This window comes from Streptomyces sp. NPDC040405 (genome assembly GCF_055595765.1).
Genome location: NZ_JBVIVI010000010.1, coordinates 60,821 through 78,582 on the forward strand (window position 1 = coordinate 60,821; position 17,762 = coordinate 78,582).

Below are 17,762 nucleotides of genomic sequence, written 5' to 3' on the forward strand. Positions count from 1 at the left end.
CGTCGAGGTACCAGAAGGAGAACAGCGTCATGGCCCCCATCGTGACCAGCGTCAGCCCTGCCCAAGGTGTCCCGGCGGGCGGTACCCCCGTCACCATCACCGGCTCCGGCTTCACTGGCGCCACCGCGGTCAGGTTCGGCCCGAGTCTGGCCACGAACGTGGTCGTCGTGAACAGCACGCAGATCACGGCCAGGACGCCCGCGGGGACCGGCGCGGTCAAGGTCACGGTCACCGGGCCGACGGGGACCAGCTCCCAGAACGTGTTCTTCACCTACACCACCGTCACGGCCCCCGTTCTCACCACGCTCAGCCCGGCCTCGGGTCCCCCCTCCGGCGGCAACACGGTCACCCTCAACGGCACGGGCCTCGGCGGCGCCACCCAGGTGCTCTTCGGCCCCAACCCCGCCACCATCCTCACCAACACCGCCACCCAGATCACCGTCACCGCCCCGGCGGGCACCGGCAGCGTGGCCGTCGTCGTCATCACCCCCGGCGGCACCAGCAACGCGCTCGGCTACACCTACGCCACCGCCCCCGCACCGTCCCTCACCAGCCTCAGCCCGGCCTCGGGGCCGACCACGGGCGGCAATACGGTCACCCTCAACGGCACCAGCCTCTCCGGGGCGACCTCGGTCATGTTCGGGATCAACGCGGCGGCCATCCTCACCAACACCGCCACCCAGATCACCGTCACCGCGCCCGCCGGGCCGGCGTCCGCGGTCAACGTCACCGTCACCACACCGGGCGGCACCAGCAATCCGCTGCCGTACTTCTACATCACCGCGCCGACCGTCACCGAACTGTCCACCCATCTCGGCCCGGCCACCGGCGGCAACACCGTGACCGTCTTCGGCACCGGTCTCACCCTCACCAGCGCCGTCTCCTTCGGAGGAAACCCGGCCACCGCCATCAACGTGATCTCCGACAGCCAGCTGACCGTCACCGCCCCGGCGGGGTCCGGCACGGTCCAGGTCACCGTCACCACCCCCGGCGGCACCAGCTCGACGGGGACCGGGAATCCGCATTACACGTATCTCGGCGCCCCGGTCCTCACCAGCCTCAACCCGCCGAACGGCCTGGAAACCGGGGGCGAGTCGGTCGTGCTCGTCGGCGGCAACCTCACCTACACCGACTCGGTGACCTTCGGCGGCGTCCCGGCCGCGTTCGCCGCGATCTCGGACACCCAGGTCGTCGCCACCACCCCGGGCGGGCCGCCCGGGGTGGTGAGCGTCGTGGCCCACACCCCGGCCGGAACCAGCAACGCCCTGCCGTTCACCTACGATCCGTCGTGATCCGGCCCTTCATGGTCCAGGGCCGGTCTCAGGCCCAGGGCCTGCCTCAGCCGACCGAGGAGTACGCCACGACCCCGCGCAGCAGCCCGTCGACCGCCCGGCGGGCGTTGCGCGCCACCGCGCCGTCCGGGGCGGCGGCCCCGATCTGGCCCAGCACGTCGATCAGCTGCTTGCACCAGCGCACGAAGTCACCGGCGGGCATGTCCACTTCCCGCAGCACCTCGTCCAGCCCGTGGCCGGACGCCCAGCGGTAGGCGGCCCAGGCGAAGCCCAGGTCCGGTTCGCGCTGGCCGACCCCCTCGGCCTGGTTGATCCTGTGCTCCTCCTCCAGGGCGTCCAGCCGGCCCCAGATGCGGACCATCTCGCCCAGCGCTTCCTTGGCGGGACCGGTGGGGAGCTTGGGCGGCAGCGCGTCGTCCGCCGACCGGGACTCGTACACCAGCGCCGAGGCGCACGCCGCCAGCTCGGCGGGCTTCAGCCCCTCCCACACGCCTTCCCGGAGGCATTCGCTGGCCAGCAGGTCCAGCTCGCCGTAGAGGCGGGCCAGCCGCTTGCCGACGTCCGTGACCTCGTCGCCGCGCAGGTACTCCAGCTCGGTGAGCAGGGCGCAGATCCGGTCGAAGGTGCGGGCGATGGTGTTCGTACGCCCCTCGATGCGCCGCTCCAGCTGGCGGGTGTCGCGCAGCAGGCGGTGGTAGCGCTCGCCCCAGCGGGCGTGGTCCTCGCGGTCGGAGCAGCCATGGCAGGGGTGGGCGCGGATGGCGGTGCGCAGCCGGGCGATCTCGGCGTCGTCGGCCGCGCGCGAGCGCTCCTTGCGGTGCCGCCGCCCATCGTGGTGCCCGGCCTTGGTGCGCAGCGCGGAGGCCAGGTCCCGGCGGGACTGCGGGCTGCGCGGGTTGAACGACTTGGGGATCCGCATCCGGTCCAGCGGCTCGACCGGCACCGGGAAGTCGATCGAGGCCAGCCGCTTGACCTGGCGCTCGGCGGTGAGCACCAGCGGGCGCGGCCCGTCGTGGTGCTCGAAGCCGCGGTGGCGGTCTGCCCGCCCGGCGGCCAGCCCGGGGTCCAGCACCAGGGCCAGCCCGGCGAACTTGCCGGTGGGCACATGGATGACATCGCCCGGGCGGAGCTTCTCCAGCGCCACCGCGGCGGCCGCGCGGCGCTGCGCGGCGCCCTGCCGGGCCAGCTCGGTCTCGCGGTCCTTCAGCTCGCGGCGCAGCCGCGCGTACTCGTCGAAGTCGCCGAGGTGGCAGTCCATGGAGGCGCGGTACCCCTCCAGCCCCTCCTCGTTGCGCTGCACCTGACGGGAGATCCCGACGACCGCCTTGTCCGCCTGGAACTGGGCGAACGAGGTCTCCAGCAGCTCCCGCGAGCGGTGCCGCCCGAACTGGGAGACCAGGTTGACCGCCATGTTGTACGAGGGCTTGAAGGACGAGCGCAGCGGATACGTGCGCGTGCCGGCCAGGCCCGCGAGGGCGGCCGGGTCCATGGCGCGCTGCCACAGCACGACCGCATGGCCCTCGACGTCGATGCCGCGCCGCCCGGCCCGCCCGGTCAACTGGGTGTACTCGCCGGGGGTGATGTCGGCGTGCTGCTCCCCGTTCCACTTGACGAGCTTCTCCAACACCACCGAGCGGGCGGGCATGTTGATGCCCAGCGCCAGGGTCTCGGTGGCGAAGACCGCCTTGACCAGGCCGCGGACGAACAGCTCCTCGACGACCTCCTTGAAGGTGGGCAGCATTCCGGCGTGGTGGGCCGCGATGCCCCGCTCCAGCCCTTCCAGCCACTCGAAATACCCCAGCACATGCAGGTCTTCGTCGGGGATGCCCGCGGTGCGCTCCTCGACTGTCGCCCGCACCTGGGCGCGCGCCGCGTCGTCGTTGAGCCGCAGCCCCGCGTACAGGCACTGCTGGACGGCCGATTCGCAGCCCGCCCGGCTGAAGATGAAGGTGATGGCGGGCAACAGGCCCTCGTTGTCGAGCCGGTCGATGACCTCGGCTCTGCCCGGGGTCCAGATCCGGCTGCGCTGGCGGCGCTCGCGCTCCCGGTCGGCCTCCCGCATGTTGTTCCGCCCCCGGCGCTTGTCGCGGCCGAAGGCGGGGCGGCTGTTCTCCATCCGGGCCAGCCGGACGAGGTCGGGATTGACCTCCCGGCGGCCGGACTGGTCACCGTCCCGGCCGGTCTTCTCCTCGAAGAGGTCGTACATCCGGCGCCCGGCGAGCACGTGCTGCCACAGCGGCACCGGGCGGTGCTCGGAGACGATCACCTCGGTGTCGCCGCGCACGGTGTCCAGCCAGTCGCCGAACTCCTCGGCGTTGGAGACCGTCGCGGACAGTGATACGAGCGTCACCGACTCGGGGAGGTGGATGATGACCTCTTCCCAGACGGCGCCGCGGAAGCGGTCGGAGAGGTAGTGCACCTCGTCCATCACCACATAGCCGAGGCCGAGCAGCGACTGCGAGCCCGCGTAGAGCATGTTGCGCAGCACCTCGGTGGTCATGACGACCACCGGGGCCTCGGAATTGACGCTGTTGTCCCCGGTGAGCAGGCCCACCTTGTCGGCGCCGTAGCGCTTGACGAGGTCGGCGTACTTCTGGTTCGACAGCGCCTTGATGGGCGTGGTGTAGAAGCACTTGCGGCCCTGGGTGAGCGCCAGGTGGACGGCGAACTCGCCCACGATGGTCTTTCCCGAGCCGGTGGGGGCGGCGACCAGCACGCCCTTCCCGGCCTCGAGGGCCTGACACGCCTCGATCTGGAACGGGTCCAGCGCGAAGGCGTACATCTCGCGGAAGGGGGCCAGCGCGGTGGCCTGCTCAGCGGCCCGGGTACGGGCGGCCGCATAGCGCTCGGCAGGAGATAGCTCGTCGGTCATCGTATGTACGAGCCTACCGGCCACCTCCGACAACGCACGCGATCTTTACGGCGGGATGGGGATCCGGGGCCCCGGCGGGCCCCGGTCATCCGTCGGCGGCCCGCCTACGTGACGTCGTCGTATCCGTTGCGCCGCACGGGGTCGTCACCGGCGGGCAGCTCGCCCGCGCCGACGCGCTCGGTCCCCTCGATGGCCTCCGGCGTCAGATCCAGGCTCGACGCCTCGTCGTCGCTCAGGCCGAAGTCGGGGTCGGCGGCCCGGCTGCGCTCCTTGCGGCGGTCGTTGAGGAGGGCGACGGCGACGGCGCCGAAGTAGAGCACGGTGACCGGTCCGGCCAGGGCGAACATGCCGATCGGGTCGGTGCTGGGGGTGGCCACCGCGCCGAAGACCGTGATGCCCATGATCATGGCCCGCCACCAGCCGAGCATCCGGCGGCCGCTGAGGATGCCGGTGAAGTTCAGCAGGATCAGCAGCAGCGGCAGCTCGAACGCCAGCCCGAAGACGACGATCATGCGGGCGAGCAGATCGAGGAAGTCGTCCAGCGGGAGCAGGTTGTTGGCCCCGCCGGGGGTGAAGTCGAGCAGGACCTTGGCGCTGGTCGGAAGGATCTTGTAGGCGAAGAAGGCACCGCCGACGAACAGCGGCACTCCCAGGCCGACGAAGAAGAGCCCGTACTTCTTCTCGTTGCGGTGCAGACCGGGCGCGAGGAACGCCCACAGCTGGTACAGCCAGACCGGGGTGGCGAGAACCAGGCCGGTCGTGAAGGAGACCTTCAGCATGATCGTGAACGGCGACAGCAGACCGTTCACGGTGAAGTACGCGCACTGCTTCTTGGCGTCGTTGTTGGCCAGCTGGGACAGCCGCGCCCCGTTCGGGCAGCCGACGGAATCCAGGACCGGCTTCATCAGGAAGTCGACGATGTCCTTGTAGAAGAACATCGCGACGATCGTGATCACGCAGATCGCCAGGACCGATCGCACCAACCGGTTGCGCAGCTCGCGCAAATGGTCCGCGAGGGGCATCCGCCCCTCAGGGTCCTTCTCCTGCTTGTTGCGGGCAGACTTGAGCAACCCACGTCCTCATCTCGTGCGTCGGACGGCGGCCGCCGTCGGCGCCCGCCTCCAAGTGGCCCTGGGTCAGCGCTTGGTGGTGTCGCTCGGTTCGGCCACCGGGCGGGAGCTGGAGACATCGCCCGGAGCGGCCTGGATGGTGCGGTGCGCGCCCTGGTCCTGGCCGGGCTGCGGCGGGTCGGCCGGGGCGTCCTGGTCCTGCTTGCCCTCGGACTTCATCGCCTTGGCCTCGCTCTTGAGGATGCGGGCCGACTTACCCAGCGAGCGCGCCATGTCGGGGAGCTTCTTCGCACCGAACAGCAGCAGAACGACGATCAGGATGAGGATGATCTCGGTAGCGCCGAGCCTTCCGAACATATTCGTCTACCTTCTCACCGAGGCGGCTGGGGGTGGGGCTGCCGACCGTTCGGACAGGAGTCCGGCAGCCGTGCTGTCAGCGATCGTAGCGCGCAGGGGTAAATGCAGGGCAATCCCCATGCAGACGCCTGGTTGCGGCCCTCCGCCTCGATTCCAGGGCCACGACCAGCCAGCGTACCCCGCTTCCCTGTGTTACAGCAGGGCACCGTCGATCAGCCGCCGCTCAGTGGCCGCGGGTGGCGTTCTCGTCCCGGTGCACCGCTCCCACCTGCGCACTCAGCGGTTCCGTGGCCCGCTCCAGGTCCTCCGCGGCCCGGGTGATCCGCTCGGAGCTGTCCGACACCTGCCGGGCCAGTCTGCGCACCTCCGCGTAGACCCGTACGGAGAGCACGGCGAGGACGGCGATTCCACAGAAGGCGAGGGCGAGGGCGAGCATCGGCCAGAGCATGGGGCGAGCCTATCGGGGCCGCCGCGGCGGCCCCGAGCACCCTCGACCCGAGCACCGTCGGCCCGAGCACCGTCGGACAGTGGAGCGCGGTCGGACCGTGAGGTTCAGACCGTGGAGTGCAGCCGCAGGGTGCGCACCCCGCCGCCGGTGAGCAGCTCCACGATCCGCTCCCCCGCGGGCTTGCGCACCGCGCTGCCGCAGTCGGGACAGGTGAAGGAGTAGAAGGTGGTGCGGTCACTGGCCCCGATCGCCAGCCGCAGCGCACCGGCGGCCAGCTCGAACCGGCCCCGGCACTCCGGGCAGGCCGCCTTGAAGATCACCGAGGTGGGATTCCCCCCAGCGGTCACTGTGTGCGTCCCTTCATTCACCGCGACCCTCACTCGCCGTAGGCCGCAAGCGCTTGCCCCGCCGCGTCCCGCGCGCTGTCCGCGAGCCCCTGCGGCGCGACGATCCGGCCGTCCCTGCCGAGCCGCAGTGCCAGTCGGCGCAAGCTGCCGGGGTCGGGGGCGCGCAGCGTGATCCTGAGGCCGCCGTCGGGCAGCTCCTCCGCACTGTCGTGCGGGTAGTACTCGGCGACCCAGCGCCCGCCCGGGCCGGTCTCGACGACCACCTCGGGGTCCTCGGCGCCGGTCTGCACCAGCCCGGTGGACGGGTCGGAGAGGTCGCGCAGCTCGATGGGGGGCGGGTCGGACGCCTCGTCCAGCAGCTTGATCTCCACCACCCGGTCGAGCCGGAAGGTGCGGCGGGCCTCCGACAGGCGGCACCACGCCTCCATATAGGTGTGGCCGACGGCGAACAGCCGGATCGGGTCGACCTCGCGCTCGGTGACCTCGTCACGCGCGGGCGAGTAGTAGCGCAGCCACAGCCTGCGCCGCTCGGAGATGGCCCGGTCGACGTCGGCGAAGACGCCGCCCTCGGACTCGAAGGTGACCGAGAGCCGGGAGCTGGCGCCCGCCACCTCGCCCGCCGCGGCCTCCAGCTTGGCGGTGGCCCGCAGCAGCGCCTCCCGGTCGCTCTCGCGCAGCCCGGGCAGGGTGGCGACGGCGCGCGCGGCGACGAGCAGCGCGGTGGCCTCGTCGGCGGCCAGCCGCAGCGGCTCGGCGACGTCGTCGGGGTTGTGCCACCAGATGCGCTCGCCGTCGGTGTCGATGTCCAGCAGGTCGCCGCCGCGGAAGCTGGTGCCGCACAGCGGCAGCACGTCGAGGTCGGCGATCAGCTCGTCCTCACTGATGCCGAAGGCGCGGGCGACCTCGGCGACGCGGGCCCCGGGGCGCTCCCGCAGATACGTCACCAGGGACAGCATCCGGCGGGTCTGGTCAATGGCGTTTCCGGCCATGATGAAGTCGTTCCGTCCCCTCAGCCCTTGGCCACGGCGCGCAGCCGTTCCACGACGTCGGCCCGCAGCTCGTCGGGCGCCAGCACGACCACCTCCGGGCCGAATTCCACGAGCCAGGCATCCAGTCCGTGCCCGTACGGGATCTCCAGCTCGTCCCAGCCGTCGTCCCCGTTGCGGGTGGTGAGCGCCTTCGCCCGCAGCGGATAGCCGTGCCCGGCCCGCACCCTGATCCGGGCGGTGCTGGTGGCGGTCTCCCCCGCCCAGCTCTCCACGGTCTCCCGCACGGTGGAGTGATCGGGCACCTCGGCGGTGTACGCGCCGGAGCGCAGCCGCACCCGGCCGGTGATCCGGGAGAGCCGGAAGACGCGCCCGGCGGACCGCCCGCGGTCCCACCCGGCGAGGTACCAGTGGCCGCGCCAGCACTCCAGCGTCCAGGGCTCGACCTGGCGCTGCTCGGGGCGGGCGGCGTTGGACTTGCGGTAGTCGAAGACGACCGGGCGGCGGTCGCGGCAGGCGAGCATCAGCGGCTCGAAGGCGGCCTCGTGGACCGGGATGTGCGGCTGCAGCGCGCTCTGCGGCTGGGTGTCGTACGGGTCCTCGGCGACCGGCATCCCGGCGGCGCGCAGCTTCTGCAGCGCGCCGCTCGCGGCGCCCGCGAGCCGGGCCTGCTGCCAGACCTTGGCGGCCAGCCCGAGGGCGGCGGCCTCCTCGGCGTCCAGGGTGATCGGGGGGAGGCGGTTGCTGTCCCGGCGGGCGAGGTAGCCGACTTCGCCGTCGAGGCCCTCCACCGTCTCGATGACCAGGCCGAGTTCGCGCAGATCGTCCTTGTCGCGCTCGAACATACGGTTGAACGCCTCGTCACCCGCGGCGGTGGACCCGCTCGCCCCCTCCAGGTATGCCTCTATGGAGCCCCGCAACTCCCGTTTGGTCAGCGGACGCCGGGTTCCCAGCAGGCACAGCGCCAGATTCATCAGCCGCTCGGCCTTGGCAATCGCCATCGACGCCCTTTCTATTTGACCTTACGACCGTGACCGTACCGCTCCTGGCACGCACCGCAAAAGCCGAGGGCCCCCGCCCACCGGCGGGGACCCTCGGCATGCACGCGTGCGGGTGTCTCAGACGGAGACCAGGTCACACACGAAGATCAGCGACTCGCCCGGCTTGATCCGGCCGCCGCCGGCGCCACGGTCGCCGTAGGCCAGGTGCGGCGGGATGATCAGCTGGCGGCGACCGCCGACCTTCATGCCCTGCAGACCCTGGTCCCAGCCGGAGATGACCTGTCCGACACCGAGCTGAATGCGCAGCGGGGTGCCGCGGTTGTAGCTCGCGTCGAACTCCTCACCGGTGGAGAAGGCCACGCCCACGTAGTGGACGGCGATGTTGTCGCCGGCCTTGGCGGCAGGCCCGTCGCCCTCCCAGATGTCCTTGATATCCAGGTCCGCCGGCGGCTCGCCGCCCGGGAAGTCGACCTCGGGCTTGTCGGTGCTCACGAAATTGCTCCTCGTTACGTTGTGGGCAACCCGCACACCCTACAGAACGGCCAGGATGTCCACGGTGAAGACCAGGGTGGAGTTGGCCGGGATGCCCTTCTGGGCCTTCTTCCCGTAGCCCAGGTCCGGGGGTACGACGATCAGCACCCGGCTGCCCGCCTTCTTGCCCGTGAGCCCCTGCGACCAGCCCTTGACGACCTGCTGCAGGGAGAACTGGGCCAGCTGACCGCGCTTGTAGGTGGAGTCGAATTCCTTGCCGCCGTCCCACAGCACGCCCTTGTACTGCACCAGCAGGGCGTCCTTCGCCGAGACCTCGGGGCCGTCGCCCTCGATGACGTACTCGGAGACGAGCTTCTTCGGCGCGTCCTTCTTGGGGATGGTGATGCTGGGCGCCTTGCCGTCGGTGTTGTCGGACACCTTGGGCATGTCGATGTTGCTCTGCGCCACCTTCTTGCCCTTGGCCGAGCTCTTGGCGTTGAAGGCGCCCTCGATGTCGATGACGAAGACCAGGGTGTCCGTGCCCTTGATGCCCGCCTGCGGCTGCCCCTGCTTGCCGTACGCGTACGCCGGGGGGACGGCCAGCTCCAGCCGGCTGCCGACGTTGCGGCCCACCAGCCCCTGGTCCCAGCCCGGGAGCACCTGGCCCTTGCCGATCGGGAAGGCGGCCGTCTGCTTCTTGTCGTAGGTGTTGTCCACGACCTTGCCGGTGTTCCAGATCTGGGCGAGGTAGTTCACCTGGACATAGTCGCCCTTGGCCGTCTTCGGCCCGTCCCCCTTGATCACCGTCTTCACCGCGAGGTCAGAGGACGGCTTTCCGCTGCCCTTGGCGACCTTCGGCTTGTCGCCGAACTCCTTGCCTCCGGTGATGTCCGGGACCGGGCCGCTCACGATCTTCCCGCTGGGGGCCGGTGCGGGCGTCTGCCCGGTCGGCTCCTGGGAGGGCTTGGCCTTGTCGGATCCTGACTTGTCGTCACCGCAGCCCGCGAGCGTGAGCAGGCCCGCGGGCACGGCAAGGAGTACGGAGCGTCGGCGCACGGAGTCCTCGTTAGGTAGATCTTGCGATGGCCAATGCGCGCCACTTTACGGCGTGACGCGGGCCCCGTCCGAGAAACGCACGGGGCCCGCGTCATACATAAGCCGTACGCCGACTCAGGCGGCCGCCTACATACCGGCGATGAGTTTCTCCACCCGGTCATCGACCGAACGGAACGGGTCCTTGCACAGCACGGTGCGCTGTGCCTGGTCATTGAGCTTGAGGTGCACCCAGTCCACGGTGAAGTCGCGGCGCTGCTCCTGGGCGCGGCGGATGAAGTCACCGCGCAGGCGGGCGCGGGTGGTCTGCGGGGGCACCGACTTGCCCTCGAAAATCTTCAGGTCGTTGCACACCCGGGCGGCCTGACCGCGCTTCTCCAGCAGGTAGTACAGGCCCCGGCGGCGGTGGATGTCGTGGTAGGCGAGGTCCATCTGGGCGATCCGCGGATGGGACATGGTGATGTTGTTCTTCGCGCGGTACCGCTCGATGAGCCGGTACTTCATCACCCAGTCGATCTCGGTGCCGATCCGGTCCAGCTCCTCGGTGCGGATCGCGTCCAGGGTGCGGCCCCACAGCTCCAGCACCCGCTCGACGGTGCCGGTGCGGATGCCCCGGCGCTCGCAGAAGTCGACGGCCTTCTCGTAGTACTCCTGCTGCACCTCCAGGGCGGACGCCTCGCGCCCGCTGGCGAGCCGCACCTTGCGCTGCCCGGTGATGTCGTGGCTGACCTCGCGGATCGCCCGGATCGGGTTCTCCAGGGTCAGGTCGCGCATCACGGTGCCCGCCTCGATCATGCGGAGCACCAGGTCGGTGGCGCCGACCTTGAGCAGCATCGTGGTCTCGGACATGTTGGAGTCGCCCACGATGACGTGCAGCCGCCGGTAGCGCTCGGCATCGGCGTGCGGCTCGTCGCGGGTGTTGATGATCGGCCGGGAGCGGGTCGTCGCCGAGCTGACACCCTCCCAGATGTGCTCGGCGCGCTGGCTGACGCAGTAGACCGCGCCACGCGGGGTCTGCAGCACCTTGCCCGCCCCGCACAGCAGCTGCCGCGTCACCAGGAACGGGATGAGAATGTCGGCGAGCCGGGAGAACTCCCCGTGCCGGGCCACCAGATAGTTCTCGTGGCAGCCGTAGGAGTTGCCCGCCGAGTCCGTGTTGTTCTTGAAGAGATAGACGTCGCCCGCGATTCCCTCCTCGTGCAGGCGGCGCTCGGCGTCGACGAGCAGACCTTCGAGAATACGCTCGCCGGACTTGTCGTGGGTGACCAGCTCGGTCACGTTGTCGCACTCGGGTGTGGCGTATTCCGGGTGCGAACCCACGTCGAGATAGAGGCGGGCGCCGTTGCGCAGGAACACATTGCTGCTACGGCCCCACGAGACGACACGGCGGAAGAGGTACCGCGCCACTTCGTCAGGAGACAACCGGCGTTGTCCCCTGAATGTGCACGTGACGCCGTACTCGTTCTCCAGCCCGAAAATGCGGCGGTCCATGCCTGAACATTACGCCTGATGGCCTGCTCTGAAACCGGGTTCGGCGGCATGGCTGCGATCATTTTCCGGACGGGGGTCATCCGGCGTTCGCCGCGGCGCCTCCTTCAGGTGCCTCCCGGCGGCCAGCAGGACGGCCAGCGCGGCCGCTCCGGCGGCCCCCGGGACGGCGAATCCCAGGGCCACACCGCCCAGCTCCACGGCGGGGCCGGCGGCGGCCGCGCCGACCGAGCTGCCCACGCCGAAGGTGGTCACGAGCCACGAGAACGCCTCGGTGACCGTACCGGCCGGGGCGTGCCGGTCGATGACGACGAAGGCGCACGCGAGCGCCGGGGCCAGGAACACCCCCGCCACGCCCGCCAGGACCGTCATCGCGGGGACGCCCGGCACCAGGACGAGCGGCACATAGCCGAGCGCCAGGGCGGCCACCAGCAGCCGCAGCCGCTGCTCGGGCGGACCGGCCCACGGGCGGGCGCCGTAGACCACGCCGCCGACCAGCGCGCCCGCGCCGAGCGCGGAGAGCAGATAGCTGGAGACCAGGCCGCCGCCGTGCTCGTCGGCGTACGCGACGGCGGCCACGGCGATGGCGCCGAGCGCGGTGCCGACGAAGAAGAACGAGCCGATCAGCACCAGCATCCCGGACGAGCGCAGCGCGCCCAGCCAGTGCGCCTCGCGCGGCGCCGAGCGCCACCGCCGGGACGGCGGGGACACCACGACGGACAGCGCGCCCAGGACCCCCACCGCGTTGATGACCAGCAGCGCGGCCGCCTCGGACCATCCGGCGACCAGCAGGGTGACCAGCAGCGGGCCGACCGCGAACATCACCTCCTGGGCCACGGCGTCCAGCGCGTACGCCACGTGCACCTGGTCGGAGCGGCGCAGGACGTCCGGCCACAGGGCCCGCAGCCCGCCCTCCAGCGGGGGCGTGAACAGGCCCGCGACAAGCATCGCGGCGTACGCCACCGGCAGCGGGTCGAGGCCCACGACGGCGAACAGCGCCATCCCGAGCGCGGACACCACGGCCGCCGGGAGCATCACCCGCGGCTGGCCCCAGTGGTCCACCGCCCGGCCCAGCAGCGGCTGCCCGACGGCGGTGGCCACCCCGTAGACGGCCGAGAGCGCCCCGGCGAGCGCGTAGCTTCCGCCCTCGGCGCGGGCGAAGAGCACCACGGCGAGCGCGGCGGTGGCGTTCGGGAGCCGGCCGATCAGCGTGCCGGTGAGCAGCCGTGCCGCGTAGCGGGTGCGCAGCAGTTCCCCGTAACCAGCCGCCATGGCCGGCCCTCCTCGTGGGTCATGCCCTCGGGGGGCGACGGATCGTGGGCGATGGAGCGAGTTTTACGTATAACGACGCGTCGTTATACGTACCATGGCGGCCTGCCCCGGGTCCACCCGCGGCGGGCGGATACAGGGAACGCACGAAGCGGAGGCGATGTGGCACACCGGACCGGACCGTCCGCGGCCGCGGCGCGGGTCACCAGCCGGGACGTGGCGCGGCGCGCCGGGGTGTCCCAGGCGACCGTCTCCCTCGTGCTCGGCGACAAGTGGCGCGGACGGGTGTCGGAGCGCACGGCGGACGCCGTACGGGCCGCGGCGCGCGAGCTGGGCTACCGGCCGAACCTGGCGGCGCGCAGCCTGCGGCTGGGCCGCACCCGGACCGTGCTGCTCGTCGTCCCGGCCCTGACCAACGAGTTCTTCGCGCACGTCTACACCGGCGCCGCCCGGGTCGCCGCCGACCACGGCTTCGGGGTGGTGCTCTACCCCTCCCCCGAGGGCGTCGGCCCGGCCCGGGACCCCTTCGACTCGGCGCGGGCCTCGCTGGACGGCGTGATCGCCTCCTCGATGGCCGCCGAGGCGCTGGACGCGGTGCGCGGGGGCGGGCTGCCACTGGTGATGCTCGACAGCGACCCCGACGACCCGGCCGCCGCCGCCACGGTCAACCTGGACATCGGCGACGGCATGCGGCAGGCGGCGGCGCATCTGCTGGGCCTGGGGCACCGCCGGATCGTCCATGTGGCGGCGGCGGTGGACTCCTGGACGTTCCGGGTACGCGCCCGGGCCCTGGCCGCGGCGGTGCGCGCGGTGCCCGGCACCGTGCTGCACACCGAGCACGCGGCGCTGAGCGTCGAGGAGGGACGGCGGGCGGCGCTGCGGGCGCTCGGCGGCCCGGGGCCCCGGCCCACGGCGCTGATGTGCGACGACGACATCCTCGCCGCGGGCGCGTGCAAGGCCGCCCGGCGGCTGGGGCTGCGGGTGCCGGAGGACGTGTCGGTCACCGGCGTCGACGACCTGGCGCTGGCCACGGCGGTCGAGCCGGAGCTGACCACCGTGCGGCTGCCCGCGCAGGCGGTCGGGGCGGAGGGGATGCGGGCGCTGATGGCGGTCCTGGGCGGGGAACCGGCCGGGGACCCGACCCTGCCCGTGGAGCTGGTCGTACGGGACTCCAGCGCCCTGCCCCCGGCGGCCGGACCGGGCGCCGACGCCTGAGCCCCGGCCGGTGACCGGCCGGGGCTCACCGCGATGCGACGGTGCCTACTCCTCGCTGTCCGAGGACTCCCCGGACTCGTCGGACTCCGTGGCTTCGCCCGACTCCGCGTCGGCCTCCGCCGCGGCCCCGGAACCCTCCAGGAGACGGGCCAGCTGCCCGCCCAGGACGCGCTTGAACTTCCGGGCCTGAGGCCGCTTGCGGTCCAGGACCGCGACCTCCAGCTGCTCGGCGGTGAGGCTGCGCTCGCCGCCGTTGTTGTCCCGGGACAGCGAGTCGACGGCCAGCTTGAGGGCTTCGGCCAGCGTCATGCCGTCCCGGTGGCGCTGGTCGAGGTAGGTGCTGATCTGGTCGGCGTTGCCACCGACGGCGACCGAGCCGTGCTCGTCCACGATGGAGCCGTCGTGCGGCAGCCGGTAGATCTGGTCGTCGGCGGGGCCGTCCCCGGTCTCGGCGACGATCAGCTCGACCTCGTACGGCTTCTCGGCGGCGCTGGAGAAGATGGTGCCCAGTGTCTGCGCGTAGACGTTCGCGAGCCCCCGGGCCGTGACATCGTCGCGGTCATAGGTATAGCCGCGCAGATCGGCGTAGCGGACGCCGCCGATGCGCAGATTCTCGAATTCGTTGTACTTGCCGACCGCCGCGAAGGCGATCCGGTCGTAGATCTCGCTGACCTTGTGCAGGGCGCGGGACGGATTCTCGGCGACGAAGAGGATGCCGTCGGAATACTGCAGCACTACCACGCTGCGGCCGCGCGCGATGCCCTTGCGGGCGTATTCCGCGCGGTCGGCCATGGCCTGCTGGGGCGATACATAGAACGGCGTCGTCACCGGCTACCCGTCCTTTTCTGTCATTGGCGAATGCATTCCGGGTCGACCGTCCCCTCAGAGCAGGGCGGCGCGCGGGCCGTCCGGCTCTTCGAGCCGCCGCTCGTGGACGGCGCGGACGATGTCGGCCACCTCTGCCTCGGTGAACTTCTTGAAACCGTCCTCGGTGATGACCGTGACGATGGGATAAATGCGCCGGGCCAGGTCGGGGCCGCCGGTCGCCGAGTCGTCATCCGCGGCGTCGTACAGCGCCTGGATGACGGCGGTGGCGGCCTGCTCCTCCGTCAGGTCCTCGCGGTAGAGCTTCTTGAGCGCACCGCGTGCGAACGTCGAGCCGGAGCCGGTGGCCGCGAAGCCGCGCTCCTCCGAACGCCCGCCGGTCACGTCGTAGGAGAAGATGCGGCCCTTCTCGCGGTCGACGTCATAGCCCGCGAAGAGCGGGACGACAGCGAGCCCCTGCATCGCCATGCCGAGATTGCCGCGGATCATGGTCGACAGCCGGTTGGCCTTGCCCTCCAGCGAGAGGACGGTGCCCTCGACCTTCTCGAAGTGCTCCAGCTCCAGCTGGAAGAGCTTGACCATCTCCACGGCGAGACCGGCCGTGCCCGCGATGCCGACGGCCGAGTACTCATCCGCCGGGAAGACCTTCTCGATGTCGCGCTGCGCGATGATGTTCCCCATGGTCGCGCGGCGGTCACCGGCGAGTGCCACCCCGCCGGCGAACGTCGCCGCCACGATCGTCGTGCCATGCGGTGCCTCGATGGCGCCCTGCACCGGGGGAAGCGGGCGGCTCCCCGGAAGCAGCTCGGGCTGATGCGTGCCGAGAAAGTCCATGAACGACGAGGAGCCGGGCGTCAGGAAGGCAGCCGGCAGACGCCCTGTGCTTCGAGTGTTGGCTTCCACACGATTCCTTCCACCAGATCTTGAAATACTGCTCGGACCTTACCCCTGGCCATGGAAGTCATCCGTCCTGCGCCCCCTCGATGGGGCGCAGGACGGAGGGGATGCGCTTTACTCTCCGCCCTTTTGCACGAAGGACCGCACGAAGTCCTCGGCGTTCTCCTCGAGGACGTCGTCGATCTCGTCCAGCACGGAGTCGACGTCGTCGGAGAGCTTCTCCTGCCGCTCCTTGAGATCCTCCGCGGCCTGCGCGTCCTGCGCCTGCTCCTCGACCTCCTCGGTCTGGCGCGACGCCTTCTGCTGACCGCCGCCGGTGTCCTTGGTCGCCATGTCCCTCACCCCGCTCGGTTCGCCCGCTAGATTCGATCGGTCTCAAGATCAGACCCTACAAGCAGGGTCCGACATCGGCCTCCCACTCGGTACAAAGCGCGGAGACCATCACCATGATTCCCGGTCGGAGCCCATTTCAGCCTCCGGACAGCACCCGGACCAGGTCCTCGGCCGTGCGGCAGCGGTCCAGCAGCTCCTTGACGTGGTTGCGGGTGCCCCGGAGGGGCTCCAGCGTGGGAACCCGTTGCAGAGAGTCACGGCCCGGGAGGTCGAAGATCACCGAGTCCCAGGAGGCCGCGGCCACGTCGTCCGCGTACTGCTCCAGGCAGCGGCCGCGGAAGTAGGCGCGGGTGTCCTCCGGGGGCTTGTTCTGGGCCCGTGCCACGTCGGAGTCGTCCAGCAGCCGCTTCATCTTGCCGCGGGCGGCCAGCCGGTTGTAGAGGCCCTTCTCGGGGCGTACGTCGGCGTACTGCAGGTCCACCAGATGGAGCCGGGCGGCGTCCCACTCCAGGCCGTCGCGCCTGCGGTAGCCCTCCAGCAGCTCCCGCTTGGCCACCCAGTCCAGCTCGCCGGACAGGGACATCGGATCGCGCTCCAGCCGGTTGAGCACGTCCTCCCAGCGGGTCAGCACGTCCCGGGTCTGCTCGTCGGCGTCCGCGCCGAAGCGGTCCTCGACGTACTTGCGGGCCAGCTCGAAGTACTCCATCTGAAGCTGTACGGCGGTGAGCGTGCGGCCGCTGCGCAGCGTGATCAGGCGCTGGAGCGTCGGGTCGTGCGAGACCTGGTGCAGCGTGCGGACCGGCTGGTCGACGGCCAGGTCCACGGCGATGAAGCCGTCCTCGATCATCGACAGCACCAGCGAGGTGGTGCCGAGCTTGAGGTACGTCGACAGCTCGGAGAGGTTGGCGTCGCCGATGATCACGTGCAGCCGGCGGTACTTCTCGGCGTCGGCGTGCGGCTCGTCGCGGGTGTTGATGATGGGCCGCTTGAGGGTGGTCTCCAGCCCCACCTCGACCTCGAAGTAGTCGGCCCGCTGACTGATCTGGAAGCCGTGCTCGTGCCCGTCCTGGCCGATGCCGACGCGCCCGGCACCCGTGACGACCTGGCGGGAGACGAAGAAGGGCGTCAGATGGCGCACGATGTCCGAGAACGGGGTCTCCCGCTTCATCAGGTAGTTCTCGTGCGTGCCGTAGGACGCGCCCTTGTTGTCGGTGTTGTTCTTGTAGAGGTGGATCGGCTGGGCGCCGGGCAGCTCGGCGGCGCGCATCGCGGCCTCGGCCATGATGCGCTCGCCCGCCTTGTCCCAGAGCACCGCGTCCCGCGGGTTGGTGACCTCGGGGGCGGAGTACTCCGGGTGCGCATGGTCGACGTAGAGCCGTGCCCCGTTGGTGAGGATGACATTGGCCAGGCCGATGTCCTCGTCCGTGAGCTGGCTGGAGTCCGCGGACTCCCGCGCGAGGTCGAAGCCACGGGCGTCCCGCAGGGGGTTCTCCTCCTCGAAGTCCCAGCGGGCGCGGCGCGCCCGGTGCATCGCCGCCGCGTAGGCGTTGACGACCTGGGATGAGGTGAGCATGGCATTGGCGTTCGGGTGCCCCGGGACGGAGATCCCGTACTCCGTCTCGATTCCCATTACGCGCCGTACGGTCATGCGGCCCTCCTTGCCCGGCGCGACCCCGGGACGGGGCCGGCGCTCAAGTACCGCTGCGCTTCCGGTCCGCATGTGGCCCCCGAGCCGCCGCGCCGCGGAACCGCGGCGGTACCGATGAGCCGGATACGGCTGTGCGGTGCTGCGGAGATCATGACAGTCATTGCTCCGGTGGGGCTCGTAGGACTCATAC

17 protein-coding genes are annotated in these 17,762 nt (G+C 71.0%); 2 read left to right on the plus strand and 15 right to left on the minus strand.

Annotated features, from left to right (window positions below; genetic code table 11):
* The first annotated feature begins 29 nt into the window (after nucleotides 1-29).
* Nucleotides 30-1,292, plus strand: coding sequence for an IPT/TIG domain-containing protein (locus tag ACZ59A_RS33615; protein ID WP_470966668.1), 1,263 nt, complete (start codon nucleotides 30-32; stop codon nucleotides 1,290-1,292).
* A 46-nt stretch (nucleotides 1,293-1,338) separates the two neighbouring features.
* On the opposite strand, the gene ACZ59A_RS33620 is transcribed toward ACZ59A_RS33615, so the two are convergent.
* The 11 genes from ACZ59A_RS33620 to ACZ59A_RS33670 form a co-directional block, all read right to left on the minus strand.
* Nucleotides 1,339-4,164, minus strand: a complete 2,826-nt coding sequence (locus tag ACZ59A_RS33620; protein WP_470966670.1) for a DEAD/DEAH box helicase — start codon at nucleotides 4,162-4,164, stop codon at nucleotides 1,339-1,341.
* Nucleotides 4,165-4,268: 104 nt separating this feature from the next.
* Nucleotides 4,269-5,234 (minus strand): twin-arginine translocase subunit TatC, encoded by a 966-nt coding sequence (tatC, locus tag ACZ59A_RS33625; protein ID WP_468050558.1) that lies wholly within the window; start codon nucleotides 5,232-5,234, stop codon nucleotides 4,269-4,271.
* Between the two features lie 66 nt (nucleotides 5,235-5,300).
* Nucleotides 5,301-5,591, minus strand: a complete 291-nt coding sequence (tatA, locus tag ACZ59A_RS33630) for a Sec-independent protein translocase subunit TatA (RefSeq protein WP_470966673.1) — start codon at nucleotides 5,589-5,591, stop codon at nucleotides 5,301-5,303.
* Between the two features lie 223 nt (nucleotides 5,592-5,814).
* Nucleotides 5,815-6,039 (minus strand): hypothetical protein, encoded by a 225-nt coding sequence (locus tag ACZ59A_RS33635; protein WP_470966675.1) that lies wholly within the window; start codon nucleotides 6,037-6,039, stop codon nucleotides 5,815-5,817.
* 104 nt (nucleotides 6,040-6,143) lie between these two features.
* Complete coding sequence (locus ACZ59A_RS33640) at nucleotides 6,144-6,386, minus strand: hypothetical protein (protein ID WP_039939485.1); 243 nt, start codon at nucleotides 6,384-6,386, stop codon at nucleotides 6,144-6,146.
* A 29-nt stretch (nucleotides 6,387-6,415) separates the two neighbouring features.
* Complete coding sequence (locus ACZ59A_RS33645; protein ID WP_470966677.1) at nucleotides 6,416-7,375, minus strand: helix-turn-helix transcriptional regulator; 960 nt, start codon at nucleotides 7,373-7,375, stop codon at nucleotides 6,416-6,418.
* 20 nt (nucleotides 7,376-7,395) lie between these two features.
* Nucleotides 7,396-8,373 carry a helix-turn-helix transcriptional regulator gene (locus ACZ59A_RS33650; protein WP_470966680.1) on the minus strand — a complete coding sequence of 326 codons (978 nt, stop codon included), beginning with the start codon at nucleotides 8,371-8,373 and terminating at the stop codon, nucleotides 7,396-7,398.
* Nucleotides 8,374-8,490: 117 nt separating this feature from the next.
* A complete protein-coding gene (locus ACZ59A_RS33655; RefSeq protein ID WP_468050552.1) occupies nucleotides 8,491-8,865 on the minus strand; it encodes an FKBP-type peptidyl-prolyl cis-trans isomerase in 375 nt (124 codons plus the stop codon).
* A 39-nt stretch (nucleotides 8,866-8,904) separates the two neighbouring features.
* On the minus strand, nucleotides 8,905-9,900 hold the full coding sequence (locus ACZ59A_RS33660; protein ID WP_470966682.1) for an FKBP-type peptidyl-prolyl cis-trans isomerase: 996 nt from the start codon (nucleotides 9,898-9,900) through the stop codon (nucleotides 8,905-8,907).
* 126 nt (nucleotides 9,901-10,026) lie between these two features.
* Nucleotides 10,027-11,388: a Pup--protein ligase gene (pafA, locus tag ACZ59A_RS33665; protein WP_468050550.1), complete on the minus strand. Its 1,362-nt coding sequence runs from the start codon at nucleotides 11,386-11,388 to the stop codon at nucleotides 10,027-10,029.
* Between the two features lie 9 nt (nucleotides 11,389-11,397).
* Nucleotides 11,398-12,657: an MFS transporter gene (locus tag ACZ59A_RS33670; RefSeq protein ID WP_470966685.1), complete on the minus strand. Its 1,260-nt coding sequence runs from the start codon at nucleotides 12,655-12,657 to the stop codon at nucleotides 11,398-11,400.
* Nucleotides 12,658-12,816: 159 nt separating this feature from the next.
* Here ACZ59A_RS33670 and ACZ59A_RS33675 point away from each other — a divergent pair, with 159 nt between their 5' ends.
* The gene (locus tag ACZ59A_RS33675) at nucleotides 12,817-13,869 is read left to right on the plus strand and encodes a LacI family DNA-binding transcriptional regulator (RefSeq protein WP_470966687.1); all 1,053 of its coding nucleotides are present in this window, start codon (nucleotides 12,817-12,819) and stop codon (nucleotides 13,867-13,869) included.
* A gap of 45 nt (nucleotides 13,870-13,914) precedes the next feature.
* Here the strand turns inward: ACZ59A_RS33675 and prcA are convergent, their stop codons facing one another.
* The 4 genes from prcA to dop form a co-directional block, all read right to left on the minus strand.
* Nucleotides 13,915-14,697 (minus strand): proteasome subunit alpha, encoded by a 783-nt coding sequence (gene prcA, locus ACZ59A_RS33680; protein WP_470966690.1) that lies wholly within the window; start codon nucleotides 14,695-14,697, stop codon nucleotides 13,915-13,917.
* Between the two features lie 54 nt (nucleotides 14,698-14,751).
* The gene (prcB, locus tag ACZ59A_RS33685; RefSeq protein WP_470966693.1) at nucleotides 14,752-15,597 is read right to left on the minus strand and encodes a proteasome subunit beta; all 846 of its coding nucleotides are present in this window, start codon (nucleotides 15,595-15,597) and stop codon (nucleotides 14,752-14,754) included.
* 108 nt (nucleotides 15,598-15,705) lie between these two features.
* On the minus strand, nucleotides 15,706-15,924 hold the full coding sequence (locus ACZ59A_RS33690; protein WP_123101079.1) for a ubiquitin-like protein Pup: 219 nt from the start codon (nucleotides 15,922-15,924) through the stop codon (nucleotides 15,706-15,708).
* Between the two features lie 136 nt (nucleotides 15,925-16,060).
* Nucleotides 16,061-17,572, minus strand: a complete 1,512-nt coding sequence (dop, locus tag ACZ59A_RS33695) for a depupylase/deamidase Dop (RefSeq protein ID WP_468050544.1) — start codon at nucleotides 17,570-17,572, stop codon at nucleotides 16,061-16,063.
* Between the last annotated feature and the right edge of the window lie 190 nt (nucleotides 17,573-17,762).